Source organism: Verrucomicrobiia bacterium (genome assembly GCA_035574275.1).
In the GTDB taxonomy this organism is placed as follows: domain Bacteria; phylum Zixibacteria; class MSB-5A5; order DSPP01; family DSPP01; genus DSPP01.
Genome location: DATLYY010000039.1, coordinates 1 through 15,079, shown reverse-complemented (window position 1 = coordinate 15,079; position 15,079 = coordinate 1). Strand labels below are relative to the sequence as shown.

Below are 15,079 nucleotides of genomic sequence, written 5' to 3'. Positions count from 1 at the left end.
TTGGGGTGCGCGCTTCTGCACGACCCGCCGATCGTCTTTTTGGACGAACCGACCGCCGGGGTGGACCCGATTTCCCGGCGGAATTTTTGGGAGCTCATCGCCAAAATGGCCCAGGAAGGGAAAACGATTTTCGTCACCACGCACTATATGGATGAAGCGGAGCATTGCGACCGGCTGGCGTTGATTAACAACGGAAAAATCGTCGCCTCCGGCACCCCCGCGCAGTTAAAAGAGCAGGAGACCGGTGTGCTTTTGGAGGTGGCCACTTCCCAGCCGATACGGGCCTTTGCCGCCCTCCGGCGGGAGCTGCCGGAGAGTGCTCCGGCCCTTTTCGGTTTGAATTTGCATCTTTCCGTTTCTGACCGGGCGGCCGCCGAGCGAAAACTGGCGGAAATTTTCAAAAAAGAAAAGATCGAGATGGAAGCCGTGACCTCCATTGCCGCCTCGCTGGAGGACGTTTTCTGCCGGGTGATGGGAGCGGAAGGGACGGAGGCATGAATCTTCCGCGGATTTCAGCGCTCGTTAGAAAGGAATTCATCACCATCCGGCGGGATTTCTCGTTTATCTTAAACATTTTTGTCCTGCCCCTGATGATGCTAATCATCTACGGTTATGGAATTCGCTTCGACATCCAATACCTGCCGACGGTGGTGTGGGACTTGAGCCGGACGCCTGAAAGCCGGGATTTGACGGCTAAATTTCTGGCTTCGGGATACTTCCGCTCGGCCGGGGCGGTTTCCGGCTACGAAGAAATTGAGAAGAGCTTTGACAAAGGGGCCGCCAAGCTGGCTTTGGTCTTCCCGGTCGATTTCGCTTCCAAGTTGGCGCGGGGGGAGAAAACGTTTGTGCAGGTTTTGGTGGACGGCTCGGACAACAACACGGCCACCCTGGCCGTCGGCTATGCCACGGGCCTCGTGCAGGGGTATCAGGCCGATATCGTTCTGGCCAAGATGACCCAAAAGGGGATTCGGCTGCCGTTCGAGACGCCGGTGGTTTCCGCGGAGGGCCGGATGTGGTACAACCCGGAGCTGAAATCGGTCAATTTCATCGTTCCAGGAATCATCGTGGTGATTATGAGCATGATGGGAACGGTGATGACGGCGATGGCCATCGTCGGCGAAAAAGAGCGCGGGACTTTCGAACAGGTGGCGGGCTCCCCTCTTTCGGGAATGGAATTCATAACCGGCAAGATTTTTCCCTACATTTTGCTGGCCTTGGCCGACCTGGTTTTAATCATAACCGCCGGCTATTTGCTCTTTCAGGTTCCCATTAAGGGTTCCTTTGCACTTTTGTTCTTGTTTTCCCTGCTTTTTGTTTCGGTCACCACCGGATTGGGGCTGTGGGTTTCCTCTGCCTCCAGCTCGTTGCAGGGGGCCATGACTTTGGCCTTCCTGGTCACCCTGCTCCCCTCGGTTTTGTTGTCCGGCTTTATTTTTCCGATTGATAATTTCCCCATCCCTTTGAAAATCATCGCCTTCTTTTCCCCCGGCCGGTATTTTTTGGAGGCGATGCGGGGGATTTACTTGAAAGGGGTGGGCCTTTCCGTGCTTTGGCCGCAGGCCGTGTTTTTAAGCGTTCTGGGGGCTTTGCTTTTGGGATTGACGCTTGTACGTTTTAAAAAGAGGCTGGCCTGATGGAAAATCGGTGGGCGGAGGCCTTCGGCCGGGTGCGGCAGGTGGTCAAGAAAGAACTGATTCAGATTCTGCGGGACCGGAAGTTTTTGTCCTTGGTTTTGGTTATGCCGGTCATTCAAACCGTCATTTTTGGTTACGTGGCCAACGTGGATGTAAACGACATTCCCACGGCCGTCTGCGATCTGGACCGCTCCCGCGCCTCGCGGGAGCTGGTGGATCGGTTTTTTCAGTCCGGGTTTTTCTCGCCAGCCGGCACGCTGGATGACCCCCGGGAGGCGGACCTTTGGCTGGATGGGGGCAAGGCCCGGGTGGTTTTGGTCATCCCGCCGGGTTATTCCAGGGAGATTACCGGAAAGAAAACCTCTCAAGTACAGGTTTTGACGGACGCCACCAATTCCAACGTGGCCGGGATTGCCGGCAGCTATGCCTCCACCATCGTGGCCTCGGCCAATGTCGAACTGCTTTTGGGCCGCCTCCAGCGCATTGGTATTCGCACACATGAGACTGTTTTGGTGGAACCAGAGGTGCGGGTTTGGTACAACCCCGAACTGAAGAGCGTAAATTTTATGGTGCCGGGCCTTCTCTGCATCATTTTGCTTAGCTCCACGATGAATTTGACCGGCATTTCGATGGTTCGGGAAAAGGAGCGGGGCACGGCCGAGCAGCTTTCGGTCACTCCCGTGCGCTCCTGGGAACTCGTTTTGGCCAAAGTGCTGCCATTTATCGGCATCGGTTTCATCAACATGGTTTTTGTCCTCTTTCTGGGAATATTTTGGTTTGGCGTGCCGTTGGCCGGCTCTCTGGGGCTTTTGTTCGCCCTTTCCGGAGTCTTTATTTTCACCAGTTTGGGGCTGGGGGTTTTGATCTCGACGTTGGCGGCCACCCAGCAGCAGGCCATGATGATAGCCCAATTTTTCCAGATTCCGAACATGCTTTTGTCCGGGTTCATGTTTCCCATCGCCAACATGCCGGTTGCCATCCAGTACGTTACCTATCTGGTCCCCCTGCGCTACTACGTGGAAATCGTGCGGCGGATTTTTATGAAGGGGGCCGGGCTGCCGGAACTCTGGAACCAACTCCTGCCACTTTTGGTTTTTGGAATCGTGGCGGTCGGGTTGGCCTCCCTGCGTTTTCGAAAGGTGCAAAAATGAGACGATTCTGGGAGATTTTGCCACTGGTGCTAATCGGGCTGTTCGTGCTTTTGGCCCTCTATTTTCTTTTGGCTCCGGGGCCCTGGCGGATAAGTTATCCCGTGCGGCTTCTGGTCGGCGGCGTGCTTCTGGTCTATGCCTTCGCGCGGGGGTTCTTCTGGCACCGGCGGTGGCAAAAGGAACGGATGAAGGGTATAACCAAGTAGAGCAACTTGAGGGTTGACACTAAACAAGGGAAGGTGTAAATTGAACGTTTTGAATTTTTTTGAAGGGAAGAAAGAAAGAACTATGCGATTGATGCGTGCCGCCGGATGGGGAATGGCGTTTGTCCTTTTTGCCGTTTTTTCCTCTTTTGCCGCCCAGCCGGATCCGGCCGCCCAGGCCGCCTTTGACAAGAAGGACTACAAAACCTCCATTCAAATTCTCGAAGAGCAAACCAGGAAAAATCCCAACGACGCGGAGGTGCTGGCGCTTTTGGGGAGCGCCCACCGCCAGCTCGGGGATTTGGCCAAATCGGAGGAGGTGCTCAAGAAGGCCTACGGTTTGAAAGGAAAAGACCCTCAAGTCCTCTTGGAATATGGCAACACGCTATTGGCATTGAAGAAGTTCAAAGAGGCCGAAGAGATTTTTCAAAAAGGGGTTTCCACCAACAAACGGACGGACGAGTTTTACAACGGGCTGGGGCTGGCCCAGTTCGGCCAAGGGGCCGGGAACAAGGCCGAGCTTTCCTTCCGGCAGGCGATTCAGAAAAACCCGAATGCGGCCGCCTATCACAAGAATCTGGGGGACGTCAACATGGCGAGCCAGATTTATTCCATCGCCGCCGACGCCTACCAGCGGGCCTTGAAACTGGACAGCGCCAACGTGGAAGTGCGCCACCTGTTGGCCCGGGCCTACATTCTCAACAAGAGCTACAACGAGGCGGTCGCCGAGCTCGGCACCGTTTTGAAACTGGACCCCGCCTATGCCAAAGCGTATCAGGATTTGGGGAAGCTGTACATTTTTTCGGCCAAAAATTCGGGGGATTCCTCTCATTATCAAAAGGCGGTCGAGGCCTTGTCCAAGTACACGCAACTGGATCCCAAGAACGCCGAGGCATTTCTGGATTTGGCCCGGGCGCAGATCGCCGTGAAGAACGCCCAAGGAGCCCGCGAGGCCGCCCGGCAGGCGTTGGCCATCGATTCGGCTTTGTGCGAGGCCTATATCATTTCCGGGCAGGCCTTGCAGGACACCCAGAAAGATACGGCCAGCCTGAACGCCGTTCTGGCGGACTACAACCGGTACGAAGCCTGCCTGACGCGCAACCCGGAGTTCAAATGGAGCGGCCGGGATTACGAATTTTTCATCCGGCGCGGGCGGGCCAACCGCTCCCTTTCCGATTCCGTTCATTACGCGTTGGCTTTGGCCGATTTTAAAAAGGTTTTGGAGTTTCTTCCCAACAACACGGCGATTCTGCTCGATATCGGTTTGACGCACTACTATTTAAAAAATTATCCCGCTGCCGATTCGGCCTTCAGCAGGAGGCTGGCGGCCGATTCCACCTCGCCAGCAGCCGTGAATGTCTATTTTTACCACGGCTACGTTTTGTCCCAGCTCGAACGGCATCCGGAAGCGGCCCATGCCTTTGAACGGGTCACGGTTCTGAAACCGGACTTTCTGGGGGGATGGAAGCAATTGGGGGAGGTCCGCATGCGGCTCAAGGATTACCCGGGGGCTCTGGAGGCGTACAACCGGGTTTTGTCAAAAGATTCCAACGACGTAGACGGTTTAAAGTATGTCGGCTTTATATATCTTGACCAGCAGAAGCAGAGCCAGGCGCTCCCCTATCTGGAGCGGGCCTGGAAGCAGGTGACCGGCAAGGGGCTCAAGGTGTGCGAGCAGGTGGATTTGCTCACCTATCTGGCCCAGACCTACATGGCTTTGAAATCGAATTCCCGGGCCAAGGAGTATTTTCAGCGCTGTTTGGACTGCGAGCCGAACAACAAGGGGTGCCGGGAAGGGCTGGATTATTTGAAAGGATTAAAGGGTGAACTCTCCTCCGACGGCGATGGCGGATAAGAAGGAACCGAACGGTGTGCAGCCGGATCCCGCCCTGCGCTACCGGTACATCGGGTTCGAAGTTTTTCCCAGGGAGAAAAAACCGTTTTTCGCCTCCGACGAGGAAAAAAAGCGGCACTTGGAGCATCTCAAGGAGAAAAAACGGCTGGAGGATCGGGAGTTTTCGCTCTTATTCGTTTCCAGTTTCAACAAGGTTGAGCGGTTCATTGTTTGGGTGGCCGCCGTGGTTTTGCTGGCTTCGCCCGCCCTGCCCTGGTTTTTCCTTCCCACCCCGCAGGGGAACGAAATGATGCCCGGCTTTTTGTTGTTTGCCGCGGTGGTTTCCCATGCGGGAACAGTTTTTGCCGCCAGCCCCCTGGCCGGCGCGGGGGCGGTGCTGGTACTCTTCCAGCTGATTCTGGCCTTTGCGGGCGGAGTTTTGCTCCTCTTGGCTCTTCTTAAAAAGGGCCCGGCTGCGGCCAATTCGCACGGGAGAACCAAAAAGCTTTTGGGCCTGCATTTTTATCCGGTTCTCGGCTACCTCTTGATTTTCGGCCTTTCCGCCGCGGGATTTTCCATCCCGGACAGCCCGTTGCCGGTGTTTCGGGAGGGGTTCAACATCTTCGATCTTTTGGCGTGCGGCGGGTGGGGGTTCTGGGCGGTTTTTGTGGCGCATTTGTTGCCGGCGGTCAAGTCGGCGGATTTGTGATTGGCAAAGAGCAAACCATAACGTAAAACGGTAGGAGGAGTTTGTGAAACAGTCGCTTTTTATGACCCTGCTTTTGGTCGTCTCTTTGGGAGTCGGCTTTGGCATCTGGTCGCAGCTGCCGGAATATCTCAAGCAAGGGGGATACCTGGTGGCGGTTTTAATCGCGCTTTCGATTATGCTCATTACCTTCATCGTGGAGCGCTGGATTACCCTGCGCAAGGCGAAGGGGACCGGTTCCGTGCAGTCCTTTTTCCACTACGTGGTGGAGGCGCTGCAGAAAGGGGATTTGAACGCCGCTTTGGCCGCCTGCGACAAGCAGCGGGGCTCCTGCGCCAACGTTTTGCGCTCCGGCATCGAGCGCTACCAGCAGCTGGAGGGGAATTCCACCGCGGACAAGCGGCTGGCGGAAACCCAGCGGGCCATTGAGGAGGCGAACGCCCTGGAGGTGCCGCTTTTGGAGCGGAATCTGATCGCCATGTCCACGATCGCCTCGATTGCCACGATGGTGGGGCTTTTGGGTACCACCATCGGCATGATTCGCGCCTTCCACGCCACGGCGGGGACCGGCGGCGTGGTGAACGCCACCCAGTTGGCGCAGGGGATTTCGGAAGCCTTGGTGAACACGGCGGGCGGGCTTTTTGACGCCATTGTCGGCATCGTGGCCTACAACTTTTTCGTCAACAAGGTGGACAGCTTCAACTACACCATCGACGAGGCCTCCTACGAGGTCCTGCAGCTTTTGAAGGAAAAGGAAGCCGGCAAGTAAGATGCTGAAAAAGATGAAGCGGCGGGTGGGGATCCGCATCGACATGACCCCGATGGTGGACATTGCCTTTCTTTTGCTGATTTTCTACATGGCCACCACCATCTTCAAGCCGCCCGAGAAAAAAAGCGTGACCTTGCCGGCCTCCCACGCCAAGCTCCCCCTGCCGGACAAAAACATCGTCAACATCACGGTCACCAAGGATGATTCCATCTTCATCGAGTTCATCGAGGAGGTGGAGGAGGGGGGGAAGAAAATCCCCACCCGGCGGGTGATGGAGACCGGGCCGGACGATTTAATCGTCAATCTGAACATCGCCCGGGGGGTTTTCTGGGAACGGGGCCAGAACCCGATTCCGGTCATCAAGGGGGACCGGGAGGCCAAGTACGGGTTGATCGAGCAGATCATGAACAATATGAAGGAAAACAACTTGAACGTGTTTCAGCTGGTTACGGAATTCAAGGCCGAGGAACGCTGAAATAAACGGACGTTTGGAGCGTATTACATAACAGAGGTTAGGATATGGCCGGTGTAGATGTAGGGGAAGGAAGACCGCAACGAAAAGGAACGGGGTTAAGGCGCCCCAAGCGGCGGCTGGGGATCCGCATCGATATGACCCCGATGGTGGACATCGCCTTTTTGCTTTTGATTTTTTACATGGTCACCACCATCTTCACCACCCCGCAGGCGATGGAAGTGAATCTGCCCAAGGACGAAAAGCAGGAAATCAAGATCGCCGAGTCCAATTTATTGACCATCCGCATATTCAAGGACGGGAAATTTTACGAAAACATCGGGAACAAAAAGCCCAAGCCGATCGACGAGCGGCAGCTGCGGAACTTCCTGGTTGAGAAGAACCGGGCGAACCCGGATAAGCTGGTGACCCTCATCCGCATCCACAAGGAGTCGCCGTATTACAAAATGGTTTACTTGATCGATGAAATCCAGGTGGTGGAGCAGCTCCTCAAGGAAACCATTCCCACCTACAGTTCCCGATTCGCCCTGGATGCCTGGTCGGAGGCGGACGACCGGGAGATCGAAAAGGCCCTGGGAGGGGGCGAATAAAAGATGAACGGGTTTGCCTTGAATTACGGGGCATTTGAACTCAAGCGGAACTACCAGCGCTATTTATTCCGCGCCCTTTTGATTGCCGCCGGCTTCCACGCCGCCATCATCGGCGGGTTTTTGCTGTACAACTACATCAAGTCGCTTTCCGAGCGGGACAAAAACGTAATCGTCATCCGGGATATCAAGTCGCTTCCTCCGCCCTCGCTACAGAACAAGCCCCCCACGCTGAAGGTGGAGCCGCCGAAAGTGCGGCCGCCGGCCGTGGGTATTCCCAAAGCCATCCCGGACGAGGAGGTGGTGGAGGAGATCACCATCGCCTCGCAAAAGGAGCTGGCGGAGATTACCGCTCCGGTGGAGGGGACCGGGGATGTGGTTATCGACATTGACCCGAGCGAATATACTCCCGGTTTTGGCGAGTTCGTGGAAGTGGATGAGGAACCGGCCATCATCAAACAGGTCAAGCCCCAGTATCCCCCCATCGCCTACTCCAATAAGATTGAAGGCCAGGTGGTGGTGGCCATTCTCGTAGATACAGACGGCAAGGTTTTGGACACCAAGGTGGTGAAAAGCTCCAACGAGATTTTTAACGAAGAGGCCGTGGCGGCCGTCAAGCAGTGGAACTTCAAGCCGGCCATTCTGAATAAAAAACCGGTCAAATTTTGGTACAACGCCCCGATTGTATTTAAGTTAGAATAGTTTTTCAAGTAAGGCGCTGAAAAGGACATAACCCTCGGGCTCCCGCCCGGAAAGGAGTATTTTGTGTCCATTTACTACGGCCCCTTACAACTAAAAATCGACTACCAGAAAAACTTACTACGGGCGCTCTTGATGGCCGCAATCCTGCACGTATCGGTAATCGGCGGGCTTTTGTTCTACAATTACATAAAAGCATTTTCTGAAAAAGACAAAAATATCATCATTATCGACGACATAATATCCCTACCGGCCCCTTCCCTGCAAAAAAAGCCGCCAACGTTGAAGGTGGAGCTTCCCAAAGTCAAGCCGCCAGCTGTCGGCATTCCCAAAGCCCTGCCGGACGAAGCAGTGGTGGAGGAAATCACTATCGCCTCCCAGAGGGAGCTCGAGGTAATTAACGCCCCCTTTGCCGATGATGCGGAAGTGAAAATAAACGCCGTGGACATTTCCACTCCCGGTCCAGATTCGTTTATCGATGTGGATGAAGAGCCCGTCCTCATCCGACAGATGAAGCCCGCCTATCCTCCCCTTGCTTATCAGAATCGGATTGAGGGCTGGGTGAAGATGAGAATCTTGGTCGACGAAGACGGCCAGGTACTGGATGTCCTGATTGTAGAGAGCTCCAACGAGATTTTTAACGAAGAGGCGGTGGCGGCCGTCAAGCAATGGAATTTCAAACCGGCTATTCTGAATAAAAAACCGGTCAAATTTTGGTACAACGCCCCGATTGTTTTTAAGTTAGAATAGGCTAAGCTGGTTTTAGTTGCTGGAAGCCCTCCCCTGTCGGGGGGGGCTTTTTATTTGCCCATTCGGTTTTTTCCAAACAGGGAGTACGGTCAAGAAGGCGAAAAAGGGGACCACGGGATGGTGGTAGCGGTCGGCGCCGACAAAGAAAAAATGGATGGCCGCCCAATAGAACAGCGTCCAAACCGGCAAAAGGCTGCCGCCGGCGGCTTGTTTTTTTGAATTAATCAGAGCGAAGATCGCTTTTACCGTTCCCCAAAAAAGCAAAATCCACCACATCGCCTGCCCCACGATAGCCCAGACCAACTGCCCGTATGGGGGTTTTACCGTTAAACCAGACAGAATGTAACCGTAATCAAAACCAAAGACCACTCCCACTTTAATCAGGCCCAAGCGGAGGTACTCAAACGGATGTTCTTTTACATAGTCCCATCCCAATTTCCAGGCCGTGCGCTCCATTTCTCCTTGACTGTTGAAATCGAACGGCAGGGAATCGGGCAGGTGATAATAGCCGGTGGCTTCTGGGTTGGCGCCCATCCAGAAATTGATGCCGGAATGGGTGGAAAGCTTCCAAACCCCGAACTGCTTGTAATTACGACAAAGCCACGGGGTGATTGCCAAAATCGCGGCCAAACAGAAGAATGCCAGCCGCCGCCAGCGACGCCTCGCCGCCTCCGTCACGGCTGGAATTATGGCCCACAACAAGACGACCGGCCGGACCAGGGCGGCCAGTCCGAAGCTTAGGCCGGAAAGAAAGGCGGGCAATCGTTTTTCTCTATGCAACTCAAACAGATAGATACTTAACATCCAGAAAAAGACAAAAAGCTGCTCTGAAAGGAGGTATTGGGTCGAGTACACTTCCGGCAAATAAAAAGCGAGGATGGTGCAGGCGGCCAAGGCCGTTTTTTCATCCTTCCATCGCGAAAAAAGCCGCCAAAGAAGAAAAAGGGTACATACATCCAAAATTACGTTTGCCAGTTGGGGCAAAAACAGAGCGTGTCCGAAGATTTTGTAAATGGCGGCCAGAAAAGCAACGTAGCCGATGGGGCGGTAACCGGTGATGACGCCGTTGTCTTGGAATATTCCGGTTTGGGCCAAGCCGAGCGCCATTTGGTCGTAATCCCTGGCATCGGAGACCTGGGGAGCGTTGGCGAAAAGAATTACAGCCAGGCGGAATAGCGTGCCGGCGGCAAGAATCAGGAAGAACTTTTGTTTTAAATTTCCAGTAGAAAACCAGCTCCAATCCGATTTCCATACCCACAAACCGAAATAAACGGCCCAGATGAAAGACAAAAGCCAAAAGGTCAGATGGTGAACGCGGGTGATTTTGACGGTAGCCCAGGAGGGGCCGTAGCTTTGTATGAACCGGGAGGCCGGGTCGAAGAGAAACGGCGTGAGGGAAACCCCAACCAAACCGAGGAGAAAAAAGACGTGCTTTTTGGACACGTCCTTAAATATAGGAACAATGCCTTTGTTTGAAAGGGGTTGCTTTTGGCGTGTTACGATTTAAGCAGCAGCAAAACGCCAAAAATGGCGGTCGAAATCGGAAAGACAAAAAGAAAGGAAAGGGGCGTGACCAAAACCAGAAGCCCGGAGACGGCGGCGGAGGGGAGCAAAACATAGCGGAACAGGTCGAAAACAAAGCGCAAAATGCGGATGACGACGGCCAGGGCGGCGAGCGCCAAAAAGACGGTCAGGGCCGTGCCGCCGGTGGGGCCAAACTTTTCAAAAATATAGGAATGGAAGGCGGAAACGGCCTGATAGGCGGAACTGAAAATGGGGGAAATTGCTTTTAAGGTTTCATTTATTTCGGCCGGCACTCTTCTTTCCCTTGGGCGGCTGGTCGGTTTTTTCCAAGGGCTCGATGGTGAGGCTCGATTCCCCCACCCGCGAAAGCCCGTTCATCCTATTGATAAGAAAATTCTGGGTGGAAATCCAGCTTTGCGACAGGGCCAAAACTTCTTCCTCCACCATATCCTCTTCCCAATCCAACACCACCTGGTCGTAATGTTTGCCGGAAACAATCAAGTCGTCCATCGAAAGAGTGAATTTGACCTTCATTTTACCCTCCGATTTTGACTTCGCAACGGAGGTGCCAACAGAAGGCGAACATGGTCGGTTTTTCGCTTTTGCATCTGATTGTGCGGCAAGGAATTGTGAAAAGCGGGAAGAGTCCAATAGTAGGCGAATTTCCATATGGTTTTTTATCCTATTGTTTTTACCCCTCTGTTTTTGGAGCGGTTCCAATAGCCGGGCTGTTTTTTTAGAAAAAGTTTGACGCAAGGAAACGGGATTTGTCTCAAATTGATGCCTACAAAGGGGGTTGTTTGACTAAGTTTTTGCTTTTTCTTATCATCTTTTGCTATGCCACAAGTTGTTGAAGGGGTGAAAAAAACTCCGCTATCCGATTTGCACGAAGCGGCCGGGGCCAAAATGGTTCCGTTTGCCGGGTTTTATATGCCGGTTTCCTACCGCGGCATTTCCGAGGAGCACCGGAAAGTCCGCAGCTCGGTCGGAGTTTTCGATTTATCCCATATGGGGGAGTTTCGGGTTACCGGCACCAGGGCCTTGGAGTTTCTGCAGAAAGTCACCACCAATGACGTGGCCAAATTGGCTGTTTGGGACGTGCAGTATTCAATGATGTGCTATCCGGAAGGGGGTATTGTCGACGATTTGCTGATTTATCATTTGCCGGACAGTTATTTATTGGTGGTAAACGCCGCCAATATCGAGAAGGATTTTGACTGGCTGGTATCCCATAAGCCGAACGCTGTGACTTTGACCGACGAAAGCGACCGAACAGCCTTAATCGCCATCCAAGGACCAAAGGCGGAAGTGCTGATGGCCAAGCTGACCGATTATGATTTGCCCAAACTGGGGTATTACAAGGCGGCAAACGATAGAGTCTGCGGCGAGGAAATTCTTTTTTCCCGAACAGGCTATACGGGGGAAGACGGGTTCGAGCTGTATATGACCCCCGAGCGGGCGGAGTATTTCTGGAGTAAAGTTATGGAGGCGGGCAGGGAATTCGACATCGAGCCGATCGGTCTGGGGGCGCGCGATACCCTACGGCTGGAAATGAAGTACATGCTCTATGGCAACGACATAGACGCCACCACCAATCCCTTGGAAGCGGGGCTGGGCTGGGTGGTCAAGCTGGCCAAGGGGGATTTTATCGGCAAAGGGCCGACTGAAAAGCTGAAAGCCGCGGGGCTTAAAAGGAAGCTGGTCTGTTTTGAAATGACCGAAAAAGCGATTCCCCGCAAGGGGTGCGGCATTTTTTCCGGCGGGCAAAAAGTGGGAGAAGTAACTTCGGGAACCTTTTCCCCATCCTTGGAGAAAGGGATCGGCTTGGGGTACGTTCCTACGGCTCTGGCCGAGGTTGGGAGGAAGCTGGAAATTGAGATTCGCGGCAAAAATGCAGCGGCGGTTGTCGTGCCGGCGCCGTTTTACAAAAACGGCACGCGGAAATAGGCAAAATTGGCATCCCAAAGAAGAGAGGGAAAAAGAAATTAGATGAACAAAATTGATTTGTATTTTACACCGGCGGAAGTGCAGGACGGCGACTTGGCCGACAAGCTGGTCGTCGTAATTGACGTTTTGCGGGCTTCCACCACCGCAGCCGTGGCTTTGGCCAGCGGGGCGCGGGAAATCATCCCGGTCGCTTCCATCGACGCGGCGGGGGAGCTCAAACAGAAATTGGGGAAAGAACATGTCTTGCTCTGCGGGGAGCGGGACGGTGTAAAGATTGAAGGGTTCGACTTGGGAAATTCCCCCGCCGAGTACGAGCCGAAGACAGTCAAGGAGAAGGCCTTGATTTTCTGCTCCACCAACGGCTCCAAGGCGATGCTTAAAGGGGGACAAGGGGCCTTCTGCCTCATCGGCGGTTTGGTCAATCTGTCGGAGGTCTTGCGTTTTGCCGTGCGGGAGAAAAAAGATGCCGCGATTATCTGTTCCGGATCGGCGGGGAAGTTTTCCTTCGAAGATGCCGTGACCGGGGGGAAATATATCGCCGAGCTGGAAAAGAAGTTGGGGCGGGAACTGGAGAAAAACGACGGGGCCCGGGCGGCGCTGCAACTTTTCCGCCGGGAGGAGGCGGATTTGTATGCCGCTTTGCGCAGCTCCTTCCACGGGAAATATTTGGTCACGCTCGGCTTTGAGTCGGACATCCGCGCAGCCGCCCAGTTGGATTCCGTCCCGATCGTGCCTCTCTTTACCGGCGGACGGATTGTCCGCCACCAGCCGGAAACGGTAACCGCCCAGTAACATGCAAATCGGCATTTTGGGGTATCCCCAAGCGGGGAAATCGACCCTTTTTCGGGCCCTGCTCGGCCACAAAGGACACCACGCCGGAGGACGCAAGGAAGGGTATGACAAAGGGGTGGTGAAAGTCCCCGATTCCCGCATCGATTTTTTGGCCGAACTGTACCGGCCGAAAAAAACCACTTATGCCGAAATCGAGTTTTGGGATTCGCAGGCCCTAGACGAACCGAAGTCTGGCCCGCACGAGCTTCCCGCCTATCTGCGCCAGGCCGATTCGCTGGTGGCGGTCATCGCCGCCTTCGAAAACCCGAGCGTGATTCATCCGAAAGGGAGCGTCAATCCGCAACGGGATATCGATGATTTGAACGCGGAACTGGTTTTTTCCGATTTGATTTCGGTGGAAAAACGGCTGGGGAAGCTGGCCAATGATTTGAAGCGGGGACATAAGGAAGCGGTTGACGAAGTGAAATTTTTGGAGCGGTTGAAAACTTCTTTGGAAACCAACCAGCCCTTGCGCTCGCTCGATTTGACTTCGGACGAGCGCAAAGCAATTCGCGGCTTCGAGTTTCTTTCGCTCAAGCCGGTTTTGTGGGTCATCAACATCGGCGAGAAGGATTTATTCCGGCGCGGGGAAATTGAAAAGAGTTTTGCTCCCACGCCGCACTCTGAATTTTATGCCGTCTCGGCGGAAATCGAGGCGGAAATCGCCGAACTGCCGGAAGGGGACCGGTCGGCTTTTTTGGTGGATTTGGGGATTACCGAGCCGGCGCTTTTCGGGATGATTCGCCACATCTACCACCTTTCCGGCCTCATCTCCTTTTTCACCGCCGGGGAGCCGGAAGTGCGGGCTTGGACAATTCCCAAAGGTGCCAAAGCGCCGCAAGCGGCAGGAGTGATTCATTCTGATTTTGAAAAAGGGTTCATCCGAGCCGAGGTCGTCCATTACGACAAGCTCAAGGAATTCGGCAACATCCATAAGGCCAAGGAAAAGGGGCAGTTGCGGCTGGAGGGAAAAGAATATGTGGTGCAGGATGGGGATGTGATTCTGTTTAGATTTAACGTCTGATTTCTTTATCGTCAACCTTGTTTTCCCCTCTGTTTTTCGCTATCTTTTGAGTCCAAAATGAGGTGGGATGATGCCGTTTGAACGCCAGAAAGTTTTAAGCGTCTTTATCGAGGAGGAGATGAAGTCCTCCTACATCGACTATTCAATGTCGGTCATCACCGCCCGGGCCTTGCCGGATGTGCGGGACGGGCTAAAGCCCTCCAACCGGCGGGTTTTGGTGGCGATGAACGATTTGAATCTGGCTCCGGGGCGGCCTTTCCGCAAATGCGCCAAAATCGCCGGCGACACCTCCGGCAACTACCACCCCCACGGGGAGCAGGTGGTCTATCCCACTTTGGTACGAATGGCGCAGGATTTCAACATGCGCTACCCGTTGGTCGAGGGGCAGGGAAACTTCGGCTCCATCGACGGGGACGAGCCGGCGGCCATGCGCTATACGGAAGCCCGGCTGACCGCTTTGGCGATGGAGATGCTGGCAGATTTGGAAAAGGATACCGTCGATTTTACCCCGAACTACGACGGCACTTTGATGGAGCCAAAGGTTTTGCCGGGGAAATTTCCGAATCTGGTCTGCAACGGCAGCTCCGGCATTGCCGTGGGGATGGCGACCAATATTCCGCCGCATAACCTGAAAGAAATTACCGACGCCTTGGTGGCACTCATCGAGGAACCAAATTTGGATTCAGAGGATTTTCTCAAATATGTGCAGGGGCCGGATTTTCCGACCGGCGGTATCATCAACGGACGCACGGGCATTCACGAGTACTTCAAAACCGGCAAGGGGCGGCTGACCTTACGGGCCAAGGTTTTTACCGAGAACGAAAAATCAGGGAAGCAGCGGATCATCGTTTCCGAAATCCCCTATCAAATAAACAAAGCAAACCTTTTGGAGCGGATCGCCGAGCTGGTGAACGCCAAAACCATCGAGGGGATTTCCGATTTGCGGGA

The 15,079-nt window shown here is 54.2% G+C and carries 18 protein-coding genes; 15 read left to right on the top strand and 3 right to left on the bottom strand.

Going from position 1 to position 15,079, the window contains the following annotated elements:
• From VNL73_05900 to VNL73_05850, 11 genes are all read left to right on the top strand, one after another.
• Positions 1-498, top strand: a 498-nt coding sequence (locus tag VNL73_05900) for an ABC transporter ATP-binding protein (protein ID HXF48940.1), incomplete at its 5' end; no start/stop codon positions are given.
• Positions 495-1,634, top strand: a complete 1,140-nt coding sequence (locus tag VNL73_05895) for an ABC transporter permease (protein ID HXF48939.1) — start codon at positions 495-497, stop codon at positions 1,632-1,634. The genes VNL73_05900 and VNL73_05895, both read left to right, overlap by 4 nt.
• Positions 1,634-2,785: an ABC transporter permease gene (locus VNL73_05890; protein ID HXF48938.1), complete on the top strand. Its 1,152-nt coding sequence runs from the start codon at positions 1,634-1,636 to the stop codon at positions 2,783-2,785. Before VNL73_05895 ends, VNL73_05890 begins: the two co-directional genes overlap by 1 nt.
• Entirely contained in the window at positions 2,782-2,991 is a 210-nt protein-coding gene (locus VNL73_05885; GenBank protein HXF48937.1) for a hypothetical protein, read from the top strand. The genes VNL73_05890 and VNL73_05885 overlap by 4 nt, the downstream gene beginning before the upstream one ends.
• Positions 2,992-3,073: 82 nt before the next feature.
• A complete protein-coding gene (locus VNL73_05880; GenBank protein ID HXF48936.1) occupies positions 3,074-4,843 on the top strand; it encodes a tetratricopeptide repeat protein in 1,770 nt (589 codons plus the stop codon).
• Positions 4,833-5,531 (top strand): hypothetical protein, encoded by a 699-nt coding sequence (locus tag VNL73_05875; GenBank protein HXF48935.1) that lies wholly within the window; start codon positions 4,833-4,835, stop codon positions 5,529-5,531. Before VNL73_05880 ends, VNL73_05875 begins: the two co-directional genes overlap by 11 nt.
• Positions 5,532-5,574: 43 nt before the next feature.
• A complete protein-coding gene (locus VNL73_05870) occupies positions 5,575-6,297 on the top strand; it encodes a MotA/TolQ/ExbB proton channel family protein (GenBank protein ID HXF48934.1) in 723 nt (240 codons plus the stop codon).
• Position 6,298: 1 nt separating this feature from the next.
• A complete protein-coding gene (locus VNL73_05865) occupies positions 6,299-6,772 on the top strand; it encodes a biopolymer transporter ExbD (protein HXF48933.1) in 474 nt (157 codons plus the stop codon).
• Positions 6,773-6,816: 44 nt separating this feature from the next.
• Positions 6,817-7,359 carry a biopolymer transporter ExbD gene (locus tag VNL73_05860; protein ID HXF48932.1) on the top strand — a complete coding sequence of 181 codons (543 nt, stop codon included), beginning with the start codon at positions 6,817-6,819 and terminating at the stop codon, positions 7,357-7,359.
• Between the two features lie 3 nt (positions 7,360-7,362).
• Positions 7,363-8,058, top strand: a complete 696-nt coding sequence (locus tag VNL73_05855; GenBank protein HXF48931.1) for an energy transducer TonB — start codon at positions 7,363-7,365, stop codon at positions 8,056-8,058.
• Between the two features lie 63 nt (positions 8,059-8,121).
• On the top strand, positions 8,122-8,805 hold the full coding sequence (locus tag VNL73_05850; protein HXF48930.1) for an energy transducer TonB: 684 nt from the start codon (positions 8,122-8,124) through the stop codon (positions 8,803-8,805).
• A gap of 12 nt (positions 8,806-8,817) precedes the next feature.
• Here VNL73_05850 and VNL73_05845 read toward each other — a convergent pair whose 3' ends face one another.
• From VNL73_05845 to VNL73_05835, 3 genes are read right to left on the bottom strand one after another with little or no spacing between them, the layout of a single operon-like run.
• Positions 8,818-10,248 (bottom strand): glycosyltransferase family 39 protein, encoded by a 1,431-nt coding sequence (locus tag VNL73_05845; protein ID HXF48929.1) that lies wholly within the window; start codon positions 10,246-10,248, stop codon positions 8,818-8,820.
• Between the two features lie 53 nt (positions 10,249-10,301).
• Positions 10,302-10,622: a hypothetical protein gene (locus VNL73_05840; protein HXF48928.1), complete on the bottom strand. Its 321-nt coding sequence runs from the start codon at positions 10,620-10,622 to the stop codon at positions 10,302-10,304.
• Complete coding sequence (locus VNL73_05835; protein ID HXF48927.1) at positions 10,603-10,863, bottom strand: hypothetical protein; 261 nt, start codon at positions 10,861-10,863, stop codon at positions 10,603-10,605. The genes VNL73_05840 and VNL73_05835 overlap by 20 nt, the downstream gene beginning before the upstream one ends.
• Positions 10,864-11,187: 324 nt before the next feature.
• Here VNL73_05835 and gcvT point away from each other — a divergent pair, with 324 nt between their 5' ends.
• From gcvT to VNL73_05815, 4 genes are all read left to right on the top strand, one after another.
• Positions 11,188-12,276, top strand: coding sequence for a glycine cleavage system aminomethyltransferase GcvT (gcvT, locus tag VNL73_05830; protein ID HXF48926.1), 1,089 nt, complete (start codon positions 11,188-11,190; stop codon positions 12,274-12,276).
• A gap of 42 nt (positions 12,277-12,318) precedes the next feature.
• Positions 12,319-13,068 carry a 2-phosphosulfolactate phosphatase gene (locus VNL73_05825; GenBank protein ID HXF48925.1) on the top strand — a complete coding sequence of 250 codons (750 nt, stop codon included), beginning with the start codon at positions 12,319-12,321 and terminating at the stop codon, positions 13,066-13,068.
• A gap of 1 nt (position 13,069) precedes the next feature.
• Complete coding sequence (ychF, locus tag VNL73_05820) at positions 13,070-14,131, top strand: redox-regulated ATPase YchF (GenBank protein HXF48924.1); 1,062 nt, start codon at positions 13,070-13,072, stop codon at positions 14,129-14,131.
• 70 nt (positions 14,132-14,201) lie between these two features.
• A partial coding sequence (locus tag VNL73_05815) for a DNA gyrase subunit A (protein ID HXF48923.1) occupies positions 14,202-15,079 on the top strand: 878 nt, incomplete at its 3' end.